General features: G+C 56.0%; 12 protein-coding genes. 10 read left to right on the top strand and 2 right to left on the bottom strand.

All coding sequences use genetic code 11. The annotated features are described in order from the left end of the window. Positions 1 to 120 precede the first annotated feature (120 nt). Positions 121 to 756, top strand: coding sequence for a serine/threonine-protein kinase (locus ABH899_RS20075; RefSeq protein WP_009672165.1), 636 nt, complete (start codon positions 121 to 123; stop codon positions 754 to 756). Positions 757 to 971: 215 nt separating this feature from the next. On the opposite strand, the gene ABH899_RS20080 is transcribed toward ABH899_RS20075, so the two are convergent. After that, a complete protein-coding gene (locus tag ABH899_RS20080; RefSeq protein ID WP_369999842.1) occupies positions 972 to 1,901 on the bottom strand; it encodes an ABC transporter permease subunit in 930 nt (309 codons plus the stop codon). After that, positions 1,894 to 2,823 carry an ABC transporter ATP-binding protein gene (locus ABH899_RS20085; RefSeq protein ID WP_009672176.1) on the bottom strand — a complete coding sequence of 310 codons (930 nt, stop codon included), beginning with the start codon at positions 2,821 to 2,823 and terminating at the stop codon, positions 1,894 to 1,896. The genes ABH899_RS20080 and ABH899_RS20085 overlap by 8 nt, the downstream gene beginning before the upstream one ends. Positions 2,824 to 3,093: 270 nt before the next feature. Here ABH899_RS20085 and ABH899_RS20090 point away from each other — a divergent pair, with 270 nt between their 5' ends. The 9 genes from ABH899_RS20090 (at position 3,094) to ABH899_RS20130 (ending at position 13,496) form a co-directional block, all read left to right on the top strand. Then, entirely contained in the window at positions 3,094 to 4,104 is a 1,011-nt protein-coding gene (locus ABH899_RS20090; RefSeq protein WP_369999845.1) for a substrate-binding domain-containing protein, read from the top strand. Further along, positions 4,101 to 5,672, top strand: coding sequence for a sensor histidine kinase (locus tag ABH899_RS20095; protein WP_369999848.1), 1,572 nt, complete (start codon positions 4,101 to 4,103; stop codon positions 5,670 to 5,672). Before ABH899_RS20090 ends, ABH899_RS20095 begins: the two co-directional genes overlap by 4 nt. After that, positions 5,647 to 7,113 (top strand): response regulator transcription factor, encoded by a 1,467-nt coding sequence (locus tag ABH899_RS20100; RefSeq protein ID WP_369999851.1) that lies wholly within the window; start codon positions 5,647 to 5,649, stop codon positions 7,111 to 7,113. Before ABH899_RS20095 ends, ABH899_RS20100 begins: the two co-directional genes overlap by 26 nt. 184 nt (positions 7,114 to 7,297) lie before the next feature. After that, a complete protein-coding gene (locus ABH899_RS20105) occupies positions 7,298 to 7,906 on the top strand; it encodes a pentapeptide repeat-containing protein (protein ID WP_369999853.1) in 609 nt (202 codons plus the stop codon). 461 nt (positions 7,907 to 8,367) lie between these two features. After that, positions 8,368 to 9,699, top strand: a complete 1,332-nt coding sequence (locus ABH899_RS20110) for an ABC transporter substrate-binding protein (RefSeq protein ID WP_369999856.1) — start codon at positions 8,368 to 8,370, stop codon at positions 9,697 to 9,699. Positions 9,700 to 9,758: 59 nt separating this feature from the next. Next, complete coding sequence (locus ABH899_RS20115; protein WP_009672219.1) at positions 9,759 to 10,736, top strand: carbohydrate ABC transporter permease; 978 nt, start codon at positions 9,759 to 9,761, stop codon at positions 10,734 to 10,736. Then, positions 10,736 to 11,557 (top strand): carbohydrate ABC transporter permease, encoded by an 822-nt coding sequence (locus tag ABH899_RS20120; RefSeq protein WP_009672039.1) that lies wholly within the window; start codon positions 10,736 to 10,738, stop codon positions 11,555 to 11,557. The genes ABH899_RS20115 and ABH899_RS20120 overlap by 1 nt, the downstream gene beginning before the upstream one ends. A gap of 261 nt (positions 11,558 to 11,818) precedes the next feature. Beyond that, positions 11,819 to 12,778 carry an LCP family protein gene (locus tag ABH899_RS20125; RefSeq protein ID WP_009672241.1) on the top strand — a complete coding sequence of 320 codons (960 nt, stop codon included), beginning with the start codon at positions 11,819 to 11,821 and terminating at the stop codon, positions 12,776 to 12,778. 199 nt (positions 12,779 to 12,977) lie between these two features. Then, positions 12,978 to 13,496 carry a tyrosine-type recombinase/integrase gene (locus tag ABH899_RS20130; RefSeq protein ID WP_009672121.1) on the top strand — a complete coding sequence of 173 codons (519 nt, stop codon included), beginning with the start codon at positions 12,978 to 12,980 and terminating at the stop codon, positions 13,494 to 13,496. Positions 13,497 to 13,513 lie beyond the last annotated feature (17 nt).

The following is a 13,513-nucleotide window of genomic DNA, read 5'->3' on the forward strand; positions in this document are numbered from 1 at the left end:
CTTGGACCGGAAGAGTGCGGCGCGCCGTGCTCTTTTTTTGTTTACGGAAGCGGAAGGTCCATTGTATCGGCACCCGGAACCCTCTACAATAAGAGCATAAGAACTCGTTGGGAGACTAAAATGGAAGCATGGATACAAAAGATCGAACGGGAGCTTCTGCCCGGCCTCGACTTTGAAAGCGAAAATCCCTATGACCCCGTCGTGGTACATAAACTTCCCGCCCCCTGGCAGTTAGTCGGTGCGGGTAATTACGCGGCTGTCGTCTCGCATCCGGACATGCCCGGGCTGGTCGTTAAAGTATACGCCCCCGGAAGAGACGGCTGGGAAGACGAGGTCGAAGTCTACCGCAAGCTGGGCGAGCACCCCGCGTACTCACGCTGCCATTATGCGAAAAAGCCCTACCTCATCCTGAAACGGATGAACGGGAGGACGCTGTACGATTGCATCCGTTCGGGGATACGGATACCGGAGCGGGTCATTCTCGATATCGAAGAAGCGTGTGAATATGCGCGCAGGCTGGGTCTGGTGCCGCAGGATCTGCATGCCAAGAATGTCATGATGGAAGACGGACGGGGAAAAGTGCTGGATGTTTCCGATTTTCTGGACGACACGCCGGATACGATGTGGGAGGATATGAAGAAAGCCTACTACCGCCTGTATCTGCCGCTTCTGTCCAAGCACCCCATTCCGATGCCGGACACGCTTCTGAACGGCGTACGCAAAAGCTACCGCTGGCTCCGTCGCAACTCCTCTTAGGAGGAAGCGGGATGCGCCTGCGCCGGTTTATTCTCCGCCGGTGAGAAAAGCGCTCCCGGTACTGCGCGGCATACAGCCGGACGCCCGGCATACGTAAAAGCCGCACCCTTAACAAACGGGTGCGGCTTTTGTGGCTCCGTGGCGGAGGCCCGGGTCCGCGTCAGCGGCCGGCAGTGAAGGCTGCGCGCGGGCTTTTTCCATGCAAGAATAGGAGCTTACATGACGTCCCGGCGGCGGAACACCGTCCAGGTGAGCACGTTAAAGACGATAAAGTAAGCGGCCAGCACGAGGATCGAGAAGGTCATCGTCATGCCCGGAACAAGAGGCTGGCCGTGCAGGTAGCGGGTCAAATCCATGTTGGAGAACAACAGGTATTTGCTCCAGTCGTACCGGCTCAGAATCATGCTGACCGTGTTGCCCAGGAACATGATGCAGAGTGAGATCCCGATCGCAAGCGAGTTGCTGCGGAACAAGGTGGAGATCATGAAGGCGAGCGTGACGATCATGATCAACTCTACGCATTTGAACCCGTAGGTGCTCAGCATGTCGGTGATGATGTTTTTCTCGACGATGGCTCCCATGCTGTTCAGCTCCAGAACGGTCGGGCTTGTTCCCGCACCTCCGTAAAGCACCAGGTTAATGACCAGGGCCGAAGCGAATAACACGAGCAGCATGAAGATGGAGAACTGGAAGCCTGCCGCGTATTTGGCGAACACGATCTTCGATCTCGATACGGGCCGGATCAGCAGCAACTTGATCGTTCCGCTCGAGAATTCACCGGACATGGCGTCGGCGGAGACGACCACGGTGAAGACGGTAATAACCGCGATCAGGCTGGACATGGAGCCGACGGCCTGCCATACGGCAGCCTGATTCGGTGATATATCCCGGTTCAGATGTTCCTGGGCCAGCTTGATCTGCTGATCCAGATCGGCCGCGTTGTCCGGGAAGTCCGCTTTGGTCTTCTCCAATTGCTCGATGCGCTGAGTCTGCACCTGGCGCCAGTCCGCGCTGTTCATGCCTCTGGAGTCGTAGTGGATCAGGAACGAAATCAGCCCCACCAGTCCGACAAGCAGAATGACCATAATCCAAGTTGTCAGCCGGCGGTAAATTTTCATATTTTCATTACGAATGAGGTTAAGCAATTTGATCACTTCCCGTTATCTGCAAGAATTTGTCTTCGAGCGATTGCGTGAGCGGCTTCATCGCGTACAGGCGAAGACCCGCCTGGATGAGCAGAGCGCCGATGTCAGCGGCTCTTTCGCGTCCGATCGTGAGCTCGATGCCGTTCGGATGCGGAGTCACGTGCAGGTGCGGATCAATTTCCTGCACCACAGCCTGCGCCGTCGCCGGATCGTTAACTTCGAAGAAGTAGGACGTCTCCTTCGGCGCAGCCCCTTCTCCGCGCAGATCCTGCACGTCGACGAGCTTGCCCTGCTGGATGATGGCGACACGGTCGCACATCAGCTCCATCTCCGACAGCAGGTGACTGGAGACGACGATGGCGATGCCTTCTTCGCGGGCCAGCCGGCGAAGGTAGTCGCGCAGCTCCCGGATGCCTGCCGGGTCGAGACCGTTCGTCGGCTCGTCGAGAATGAGCAGGGACGGCCGGTGCAGCAGGGCCTGAGCGACGCCGAGCCGCTGGCGCATGCCGAGCGAGTAGGTTTTGACCTTCTCTTTGATGCGGTTTTTCAGCCCGACCAGCTCGACGACTTCGTCGATTCTCGACTGCGGGATGCCGCCCGGAAACATGCGGGCGTAATGCACGAGGTTGTTCTGCCCCGAGAGGAATTTGTACATCTCGGGATTCTCCACAATGGCGCCCACGTGCTTGATGGCGTCTTCGAAGCGGTTCTGGATCGACTGTCCGTGGATCACGATGTCGCCTTTGTTCATTTTCATCAGACCGACGATCATGCGGATCAGCGTCGTTTTACCGGCCCCGTTCGGTCCCAGAAATCCGAAGACTTCGCCGGGATACACTTCGAAAGACAGGTCCTGGATAATCTTTTTGCCGCGTATCGTCTTGTTGACGCCGCGTATTTCCAATACGGGTTGATTGTTCATTTTTTTCTCTACCTCCAAAAAATCCGTAATCCGTTATCACTCGTGCAGTGCTCTCGGTTTCTCATTATATAGACCGTTCGTGTCCGGTCACACCGACTCAGGTCTAGGTTTGCTGCCCGACCTTGGTACAAAAAAGTCCCCGACCCCGCTCGACCAAATGGAGAATTTATTTGCTATAATAGGCATACCCATCAAATTGTAACCGTATACAAATTAAAGCAGGCGGGGCGGGGGCATCGCTAAAACCGGATTTTTTGGAGGAGGAGCAACGTGAAGAAATGGGCCCCGTCCAAGTGGACCGTCGGCCTCGCCGTGCTGTTTGCGCTGTTCGTGCTGCTGCTCGGCAGGTTTGCTTATACAAACGCCCAGATCAACGGGATTGTCCGGGACATACAGGACCGCGGCCATACGCCGGTTCCAGGCGGAAAGACGAAACATGTGGTTATGATCTCCCAGGAGCTGGACAACCCTTTCTGGCGGACGATTGAGAAAGGCGCGAAGGACGCCGCGGAGCAATACAACATCAAGCTGGAGTACAGTGGTCCTTACCGCAACGATATTGAAGAGCAGACGGAGCTTTTCGGCAAGGCGATCGCCGGTAAGCCGGACGGGATTCTCATCCAGGGAATCCGCAGCGAAGCTTACAACAAGCTGATCGACAAGGCCGTCGAACAAGGAATCGCCGTTCTGACCGTCGATACGGACAGCCCGGACAGCCGCAGGCTGAGCTATGTCGGCACCGACAATGTGGAATCCGGACGGCAGTTGGGCGAGCTTGTGGCAAAAGCTTACGAAGGCCGCAGCGCGTCCATCGGCATGGTGATCGGCAGCTATGAGGCCGGCAACCAGCAGCAGCGGCTGGAAGGTTTTCGGTCGGTTGTGGACGCCGAGCCAAATCTCAAAATCGTGGAGGTCGGCGTCTCCAACATCTCCCGCATCCAGGCGACCCAGACCGCGGAGCACATGCTGCGCAGCAGGGAAGGCATCGATGTGATGGTCGGCACGAGCGCGCTGGATGCGCTCGGTATTTTGCAGGCGTCCAAAAGCTTGAATAAACAGGAGCAGGTCCGCATTTTCGGATTCGATGACCTGACGGAGACGCGCGAAGCGCTGGCCCGCAAGGAAATTGAAGCGTCGGTGATCCAGAAGCCGTATACGATGGGCTTCCAGTCGGTCGAAATGCTGAACCGCTATTTTCAGGGGGAAACGCTGCCCGATGCTGCTTTTACCCGAATAGATATCTTGAATCCGCAAAATGCGGGAGTGGCGGTGGCGCCGTGAGTATCCGCATGAAGCTGTTCCTGTTTATTCCGGCCCTTGTCATATTGATGAATTCGGTTACGTTTTTTATTTATCAGAGCGGACGGACGGTTCAGGAGAGTTACCATTTGACGATGGACCGGATTTTGCTGTACAAGGAAATCGCCCATAAAACGGAAGAAAGCTTGCGGTCCCTCAGCAGTTATCTGATCGACCTGAACGGAGAAGGCCGCGGAGCTTTCGTCGCGCTCCAAGACGAGCTGCGCAGCCTCCAGGGCAAGCTGGAGGCGGACGCCAGAAGCGAGGAGGACAGCTTCGCGCGGAGAAATTACGCGAATATGCTCGGCAGCTATCTGGCCGCGGCGGATTCCGTTCTTACGGCGGTTGAGAGCACGGATATGCAGCGGTATCTCCAGAGATACGAGGAAGCGGACAAAACCGCGGGCTATATCAAAGCGGAACACCAGAACCTGGTGGATCTGGAGCTGAGCTTCTACCAGCCGCTTTATAAGCAGATGCTGCTTAAAACGGGCGAAATGAACATGCTCGGCCAGACGCTTGTTGCGGTGAACATGCTGCTGAGTCTGGTTTTCGCCATCTGGCTGTCCCAGAGCATTACAAAGCCGATCGGACGTCTGGTGCACGCCGCCAGGCAGATGTCCAAAGGCAATCTGGATGCGGCCCCGCCGCCCGTGCAGAACGAAGACGAGATCGGCATCCTGACGCTCGCTTTCGGGCATATGCAGGTCAATTTGAAGGAACTCATCGCGAAGAATCAGGCCAATATGGAGAAGGACAGACTTGTCAAAGAGCTGGAGATAAAAGCGCTGCAAAGCCAGATCAATCCCCACTTCCTGTTCAATACGCTGAACGTGTTGTCCAAGCTGGCCCTTCTGGAAGGAGCCGAGAAAACAAGCGACCTGACAGTGTCGGTGTCCAATCTGCTCCGCTATAATCTCCGCAAGCTGGATCAGCCGGTCAGCCTTCGCGAGGAAGTCGATCACGCGCGGGAGTATTTCGCGATCCAGCAGTCCCGTTTCCGGGATCGGATCTCGTTCGAGACGGACATAGACGAGCGGGCGCTGGATCAGCAGATTCCGTGCCTCACGCTTCAGCCGCTGCTGGAAAATGCCTTCATGCACGGGATCGAAAGCATGGAGGAGGGAGCTTTCATCCGGCTCGGCATCAAGAAGGCCGGAGAGAACATTCGCGTCACCGTGGCGGACAACGGAGCGGGGATGGATGAGCAAACCCGGCTTCATTTGCTCCGTTACGGATCGGAGTCCGCTGACGGGGCGGGGTTTGCTGCGCGTGAAGGGAACTTCTCACCCGGAGGAGGGGAGGGTTCGCCGCTGGCGGAGGCAGCCGCCGGGTATGAACGCAGCCGCGCGGGCAGGAAACCGTCCACGGGCCTCGGGACGCAAAATGTATTCCGGCGTTTGCAGCTTTTTTACGGAAGGGACGGATTAATTGAGATTGAGAGTGTTCCCGGAAAAGGCACGACCGTGGTGCTTACACTTCCGGAAATGACCGGACAGCGTGCCGGGACAAGGGGGAATGCCTATGTACCGCTTGCTGATCGCGGATGACGAAGCGCTGGAAAGAGAAGGGCTGGAGTGGATGATATCGCGCTCCATGCCCGGCGTATTCGAGGTGATACATGCCGAAAACGGGCGAACGGCCATTCAGCGAGCCGAGCAGCATCGGCCGGATATCGTGCTGATGGATATTAAAATGCCGGGAATCGAAGGGCTGGAAGCGCTGCGCCGCATAAAAGACATACATCCCCGGATGAAGCTTGTGCTCGTCACGGCTTATGATTATTTCTCGTACGCCAAGCAGGCCCTGGAGATCGGAGTCCGGGATTATATATTGAAACCCGCGAAGCGGGAGCAGATGATTGGACTCCTGACTTCACTTGTGCAAGAATTAAAAGAAGAGCATGTGCGCCGGGAAGAAGAACTGAAGACCACGGAAAAACTGGCCCGTCTGGAACCGTTGGCGGAGAGCGAACTGGCTATGCATCTGATGCGGGAGCGGACTTCGGAAACCGGAGAGAGCGATCTGCTGGAGCTGCTGGCCCTGCCCGCCGATCCTTCGGGTTACGCGCTGGTTCTTTCATTCGAGGAAGAGGAGCCGCATCGCGTAAGCGGCGGACCGGGACTCTGGGGAGGCGGCGGAGAGAACGGGGACACCGCTTCCCGGAAGCATATGTACGACGCGGTCAAAAGCTGGTGCCGCTCACGTTACACGTGCGTGGTCAGCCCGCTTATGGGCCGTCACCTGGCTGTTTTTGTGATGCGCCCCGGTGAGAGCGAAGAGAGCGGCGGCGCCGGCTGGTCTTCGCATAACGAGCCGAAGAGTGTTTCGGCAGAAGAAGGCGCGCGGGCCTGCGGTGAAGCCGCAGCCTTTGGGGCCGCCGAGCCTGCCGCAGCCGCAAGCAAGCTGCACGGCTACGTGAGCGGCCGGCTTGGGCGGCGGGCGACCGTCGGCGCCGGCAGAGCGCATCACGGCCTGACCGGGCTGCGCCGGTCCTACGCCGAAGCCTGCGCCGCCGCTATAAACGCGGACGAATCTGCGTTTGTCCGCGTTTATGACGGCGAGTCCGCAGGAGGCGGCCCGCCGGTCCCGGCCGGAAACGCCGCGGCGGGTCACGGCGCTCCGGGCGAGCTGGAGCTTGCCGCGCAGAGGCTGCTGAGCGAGCGCGAAGAGCGCACGACCTCCGTGCTGAAGGAGGCCAAGGATTGGATCGACGCACACTTCGTCGAAGAGATTACGCTGGAGCAGGCGGCGGAGCGGGTGCATCTGAGCCTCCATTATTTCAGCAAAATGTTCAAGCGGCATATGGGGGAGACGTTCATCGATTATGTCACCCGCCTGCGTATCGAAAGGGCCAAAGAGCTCATGAAGAACGACGAGCTGAGTCTGAAGGAAGTCTGCTTCGAGGTCGGCTATAAGGACCCCAACTACTTCAGCCGGGTATTCCGCAAAGTAACCGGGATATCCCCGACCGGATACCGGGGTCGTTAGCTCCGTGTGGTTTTCTGCGGCTGACGACCGTCATGAGACGCCCCGCCGAGCTTGGAGATCGCGGCGTGCGAAGGAATACATCGGCGGCCCGGCAGCAAACCGAGCAAGCTGCGCAACCTGCGCAACTTGCGTGCTAAAGCAGGATTTTTTGACAAGTATACACTCATAGAATGGAAGAGGACTTATGTATTCTTATATAGAAGAAACTTACACGGGTACGGATTTCAGCGGGCGCGATTTGGGAGAGGGAGAGCTGCGGAACTGCACGTTCGAACGATGCCGCTTTATCGGCACCCGTCTGGAAGAAGCCTGGACCGAGAGCTGTCAATTTATCGACTGTGACTTCTCCGGAGCGCAGTTCAACGCCTCCTCGCATAAGCGGAGCGCTTTTACCAACTGCCGGTTCCGGGGAGCCAATTTTTTTGTCGCCAAATTTGAGGAGTGTAAGATGATCGGCTCCGATTTTAACGAGGCTTCTCTGGACGGAATTACGATTGCCGGGGGAGACTGGTCTTACACGAATTTGCGTTTTGCGAATTTATCGAAGCAGGACATGAAGGGAATCCGGCTGGTCGAAGCCGATTTATATTCCTGCAACCTGGAAAAGGCCGATTTGAGGGACGCCGATCTCACAAGGGCGAGAATGGGCAAATCCCGGATGCAGGGGGCGGACCTGCGCGGAGCTCTAATGGACGGGGTCGATTTTATGTCGCTCGATATAAAAGGGGCCCGCATGGACGCCCATCAGGGAGCGGCTTTCCTGCGCGCATATGGAGCCAAAGTGGACGATTAGACCGGGAAAAATGAAGGAAACGGGCCGATTCGCGCCTTTCGGTTCCTTCCTCGATATGCGGCGGAAAGTCAGGCCGTGAAGGACGGCAGCTGCGGCGTGTGCCACTCGGTACGCATGCTTCCATGAGAGAAAGAATCATTCGCCGCCGCGTCACGTTTGCCAAATATAGACCTAGACGCTTGTTCACAGACCGGGAAGGCGGAAGCCGCCCGGCGAAATCCATTCCGTTTGATAGCGGGATGGATTTTTTTGTGGAGATGAGGACCTGGCAGCGCAAAATAATGCTGATTTTTGAAAACAGACAGAGAGTGCTATCACAAACCGCAAATCATTCCAGAACCCGCACAAACTTGTGCAGATGATTCCGCAGCCGATGGCCGTCAGCCCATGCTACGATATTTATGTAAGCGGATACAACGACGATGCGGCTCATAAATATAAGGAAAAAGGGGATCGATCCTATGAAACGCAAGATGGTCACCGTACTCTCCGTCATGACGATAGGTACGACACTGCTCGCAGGCTGCGGGTCCGGAGAAAGCGGCGGGAACGGAGCGCAGACAACGCCCGGAGCGTCTTCACCGGCCCCGTCGGCAGCGGCAGCCGGCGCCAAGAAAGTGGAAATTTTCAGCTGGTGGACAGGTGCCGGCGAAGAAGCGGGCCTTAAAGGGCTCATTGATCTTTTTAAAACGAAGAACAAGGACATTGAGCTGGTCAACGCGGCCGTAGCGGGCGGCGCAGGCACGAATGCCAAAGCGGTGCTTGCCAGCCGGATGCAGGGCGGCGATCCTCCCGGTACGTTCCAGGTGCACGGAGGCGCCGAGCTGAATACGGGCTGGGTGGCGGCCGGTAAGATGGAAGCGCTGAACGATCTGTACGACAAGGAAGGCTGGAAGGATAAATTCCCGAAAGATCTGATCGACCTTGTGAGCAAGGACGGCAGCATTTATTCGGTTCCGGTGAACATCCATCGCGGCAACGTCCTCTTTTACAATAAAAAAATATTCGACGAAAACGGCCTGAAGGCGCCGAAGACGTTCGACGAGTTTATCCAGGCGGCCGACGCGCTGAAAGCGAAAGGCATCACTCCGCTGGCGCTGGGCGATAAAGAGCCTTGGACAGCCACGATGATTTTCGAAAACGTGCTGCTCGGCACGCTCGGTCCGGACGACTACAAGAAGCTGTGGACGGGTGAGATTTCCTTCGAGGACGCCAAAGTGAAGCAGTCGCTGGAAACGTTCAAGAAGATGCTTACTTACACGAACAAAGACCACGCCGCCCGCAACTGGCAGGATGCGGCCCAGCTCGTGGCGAAGGGCGAAGCCGCCATGAATATCATGGGCGACTGGGCGAAGGGCTACTTCACCACCGATCTGAAGCTGAAGGCCAATGAAGATTTCGGCTGGGCGGCGACGCCGAACACCGAGAACAGCTTCATGGTCATTACGGACACCTTCGGTTTGCCGAAGGGCGTGAAAGATCCGGAAGCCGTGAAGGAATTCCTGAAGGTGCTGGGCTCCGTCGAAGGACAGGACGTCTTCAATCCGCTGAAGGGCTCGATCCCGGCGCGCACCGATGCCGATACGGGCAAGTATGACGCCTACGGCAAGCAGACGATCGAAGAGTTCAAGAAGAGCAAGCTCACGCCGAGCATGGCGCACGGCTCAGCGGCTCCGGAAGGCTTCGTGACTCAAGCCAACCAGGCGATGACCATCTTCGTCACGAAAGGCGATGTGGAACAAACGGCCAAGATGCTGCAGCAGGCCGCAGCCGCGAGCGGTATGAAAAAATAACGAAAACGGTCAGGTGGGCGACCATCTGACCTTCTTTTTCCGGAAGGAGGCTGGAGGCTGTGCAAACGGAATCGGCGGTGCGTGTGCCCGCAGAGACAGAGCGGGGTGTGAAGCCCCGGCGCAAGCGGAAAGGCGGCAGGTGGGTGCCGTTTCTTATGGTGCTGCCGTCTTTTGCCGCTATCCTGGTGTTCGTCTACGGCTTTATCGCCTGGACGGGATACGTATCTTTGTCCAATTGGAATACACTGGTGAAGGATTTATCCTTCGCGGGTTTAAGCAACTTCAAATTTCTGTTCGGCGATTTCCGTTTTCAGTCGGATCTCCGCAACACGCTGATGTTTACCGTCCTGTTTATCGCGGCCACGATGGCGATCGGGATTTTCCTGGCGATGATGGTGGACGCGAAAATTAAAGCGGAGGCTCTGTTCCGCAACATTTTTATTTTCCCGATGGCGCTCTCGTTTGTGGTAACCGGAGTCGTCTGGCAGTGGATTCTCAATCCGTCGACGGGGGTGAACCTCATCCTGAAGTCTTTCGGAGTGACGGACCCCCCGAAGTGGTACACAAGCACGGAAATCGTGCCGAGCATCGCCTGGGGACTGATCGACTTCGGCCTGCCGCTGGCCCTGATTGCCGTTGTCATTGCCGCGGTATGGCAGATGTCCGGCTTTACGATGGCGATGTATCTCGCCGGGCTGCGCGCGATTCCGGACGAGCTGCGGGAAGCGGCGCGGATGGACGGGGCTGCGGAGCGGCAGGTGTTCACAAGAATCATTTTGCCGCAGCTGCGGCCCGTTACGGTGAGCGTCGTGATCATTCTCGGGCACATTTCACTCAAAATCTTCGATCTCATCTTCGCGATGACCGGCCCTGGGGCGATGTTCCTGACTGACGTGCCGGGTGTCTACATGTTTGAGACGACCTTCCGCGGCAATCATTACGCCCAGGGGGCTGCCATCGCCATTATCATGCTCCTGTTCGTATCGCTGCTGATCGTTCCGTATCTCTTCTCGAGTCTGAAAAAGGAGGAAGGCTGATGCGTCTCGCGCAGATCAACCGTTCGCTGCTCTATATGCTGCTCGCCGTCATGGCCTGCCTTTACCTGGTGCCGATCTACGTGCTCGGGGTGACCAGCTTCAAAGGCTTGAACGAGATTACGCTCGATCAGATGTGGAGGCTGCCGTCTCATCCGGATTTCTCGGGTTATAAGACCGCTTTCGACAAGCTTGCGCCGAATTTCCTGAACAGCCTGTATCTTGCCGTACCGGCGACACTACTGTCCGCTCTGCTCGGATCGCTTAACGGCTACGTGCTGTCCAAGTGGCAGTTCCGCGGATCGAACACCCTGTTTGCCCTGATGCTGTTCGGCATGTTTATCCCGTACCAGAGCATTCTCATTCCGCTCATTCAGTTCCTGCAGACGATTCACCTGTACAATTCGATTCCCGGCCTTATCCTTGTCCATGTCGTGTACGGTCTGCCTATCTGCACCCTGATCTTCCGCAATTTCTACGCGGGCGTGCCGGGCGAAATCATGGAAGCGGCGAAGATCGACGGCACCGGCTTCTTCGGGGTGTACCGCTATATTATTATGCCGCTGTCCATTACCGGCTTCGTAGTCGTCGGCATCTGGCAGTTCACGAACATCTGGAACGAGTTCCTGTTCGCGGTGACACTGACTTCCCAGAAGCAGCAGCCCGTCATGGTCGCTCTGCAAAATTTGTCGGGAAGCCAGATCGTGCAGTGGAACGTGCAGATGGCCGGAGCCATTCTGGCGGCCCTTCCGACTTTGCTCGTCTATATTTTCCTCGGCAAATATTTTGTTCGCGGCCTGCTTGCGGGCTCTATTAAAGGCTGAGCGCGAGACCGCTTGGCGGCAGCAAAAGTCTGCGTCCTTTACTTAGAAGGATGCGGGCTTTTTGTGTATCCGGCGAGGAAGGGGGAAAAGACCGGATGCCGGGCAGGCGAACAAGCAGAGAGGAAGCGGGGAGCAGGGGACAGGTTTCCCTTGAACCTTAAGTCCCAAATTTTAGTAAATATCCGAACCTCAGGCAGTTGTTTTCCAAAAGGTTTGATGATACAATTTGTATCGTATGACGAGAGTGAGGGAGGACCTTTCTTGAAGAAAAAAACCAAATGGAAAATCGCTGCGCTCAGTGTTCTCGTAATCGGGGTTTCGGCCAGCGGCTGGGCTTACTGGAGCCTGGACCCGTCCAGGCATTTCGAGAATCAGGATATCCCCGTACTGGCACAGCCGCAAACCGCCGAAGGGGCAACGCCCGAACCGGTTCAGGAACCGCCCAAACCGGACATGAAGTCGTTTAACATCCTGATTCTCGGTGTCGATTCACGAAGCGGGGAGCCTTCCCGCAGCGACGTCATGATGGCGGTTCATGTCGTACCGACCGAGCGCAAGGTCAATATCTTGTCCCTGCCCCGGGATACGCGCGTGCCCGTTAAGGGAGTCGGTTTGACGAAGCTGAATCATGCGCACATCGTGGGAGAGTCGAAGGGAGGCAACCAGCAGGGAACGCTTACGGCCACGCAGACGGTCAGCGATTTTCTCGGCGTGCCGATCAACTATTATGCCAAAACGAATTTCGAAGGATTCAAGCGTATTGTCGACAAAGTCGGAGGCGTAGACCTTACGCTGGAGAAAGACCTGCATCTGAAATGGCAGAAAACGACGATTCCGAAAGGGCAGCAGCATTTCGACGGAGACACGGCCCTGAAAGTCGTACGGGAACGCTACGGAGCGGAAGGAGGAGAATTCGGACGGCAGGAAGAGCAATCCAAAGTTCTTCGTTCCATTGCCATCGAACTGTTAAAGCCGGATAAAATCCCGCAGCTGGCGACGCTCCTGCCTTCCTTGCGCAAGGACATTCTCGATACGAATTTCTCGGATTCCGATCTGATCAGCCTCGCCTGGCTTTTCAAAGGGGTCGGCCAGGACAACTTCCGTTACACTCAGCTTCCGGGGCACAGCGGACGTGATGAAGACCCGCTTGTCGGCTCTAATTTGTACTACTGGATTCCCGATTCCGAGGCCGTCAAAAAAATAAAAGAAGATTTATTTTAGATATTATGATACAATTCGTACCAAAATGTAGTCTTTAGACCTAGATACAAAGATTCATTCCCGCAGGCGGACATGAGGATTAAGTAATGATAAAAGATCGCCAAAGGGACTAGGCATACGAAATGTGGTGTGCTATAATGCCCTTGATACAAAATGTATCATACCATGGGTTAACTAATTTAATGGAGGGATTTCTTACATGCAAGTGGCCCAACCTATTCGTGACCCCGAAAAAATTACAGAACTTCAGGACGTCCTGAAGAATCATTCCATGCGGGACTGGCTTCTTTTTACGATCGGCATTAATTCGGGTCTGCATCTCAACGATATCTTGAGACTCCGAGTAAAAGACGTGAAAGACCGCAATGAAATCAGCATCACCGAGGAGAAAACCGGCAAGAGCAAATCGTTCTGGATCGATGACGCCTTGAAGTCCTACATCGGCGAGTATGTGCAGTATATGGACGACGAGGACTATATGTTTCCTTCGCAAAAAACGGGCAAACCGATCAAGCGCATCCGCGTCTACCGGATATTAAACGAAGCCGCCAAACGGGTGGGATTGCAGGACATCGGCACGCATACGCTGCGGAAGACATTCGGGTACCATTACTATCAGCGTACGAAGAATATTTCCGTCCTTCGCGACTTGTTTAACCATTCGGCTCCTTCCGTAACTTTTAAATACATCGGCATCGATAAAAGAAACAGCGGTTGAGCGTTTACTTTTCATTA

The sequence above is a fragment of the Paenibacillus sp. RC84 genome, from assembly GCF_041260495.1.
Classification (GTDB): Bacteria; Bacillota; Bacilli; order Paenibacillales; family NBRC-103111; genus Paenibacillus_F.

Bases quoted from the DNA above. Each gene is read 5' to 3' on its own strand.
- ABH899_RS20105 (WP_369999853.1), top strand. From the start codon at position 7,298: ATGTATTCTTATATAGAAGAAACTTACACGGGTACGGATTTCAGCGGG.
- ABH899_RS20075 (WP_009672165.1), top strand. From the start codon at position 121: ATGGAAGCATGGATACAAAAGATCGAACGGGAGCTTCTGCCCGGCCTC.
- ABH899_RS20085 (WP_009672176.1), bottom strand. From the start codon at position 2,823: ATGAACAATCAACCCGTATTGGAAATACGCGGCGTCAACAAGACGATA.
- ABH899_RS20100 (WP_369999851.1), top strand. From the start codon at position 5,647: ATGTACCGCTTGCTGATCGCGGATGACGAAGCGCTGGAAAGAGAAGGG.
- ABH899_RS20120 (WP_009672039.1), top strand. From the start codon at position 10,736: ATGCGTCTCGCGCAGATCAACCGTTCGCTGCTCTATATGCTGCTCGCC.
- ABH899_RS20130 (WP_009672121.1), top strand. From the start codon at position 12,978: ATGCAAGTGGCCCAACCTATTCGTGACCCCGAAAAAATTACAGAACTT.
- ABH899_RS20110 (WP_369999856.1), top strand. From the start codon at position 8,368: ATGAAACGCAAGATGGTCACCGTACTCTCCGTCATGACGATAGGTACG.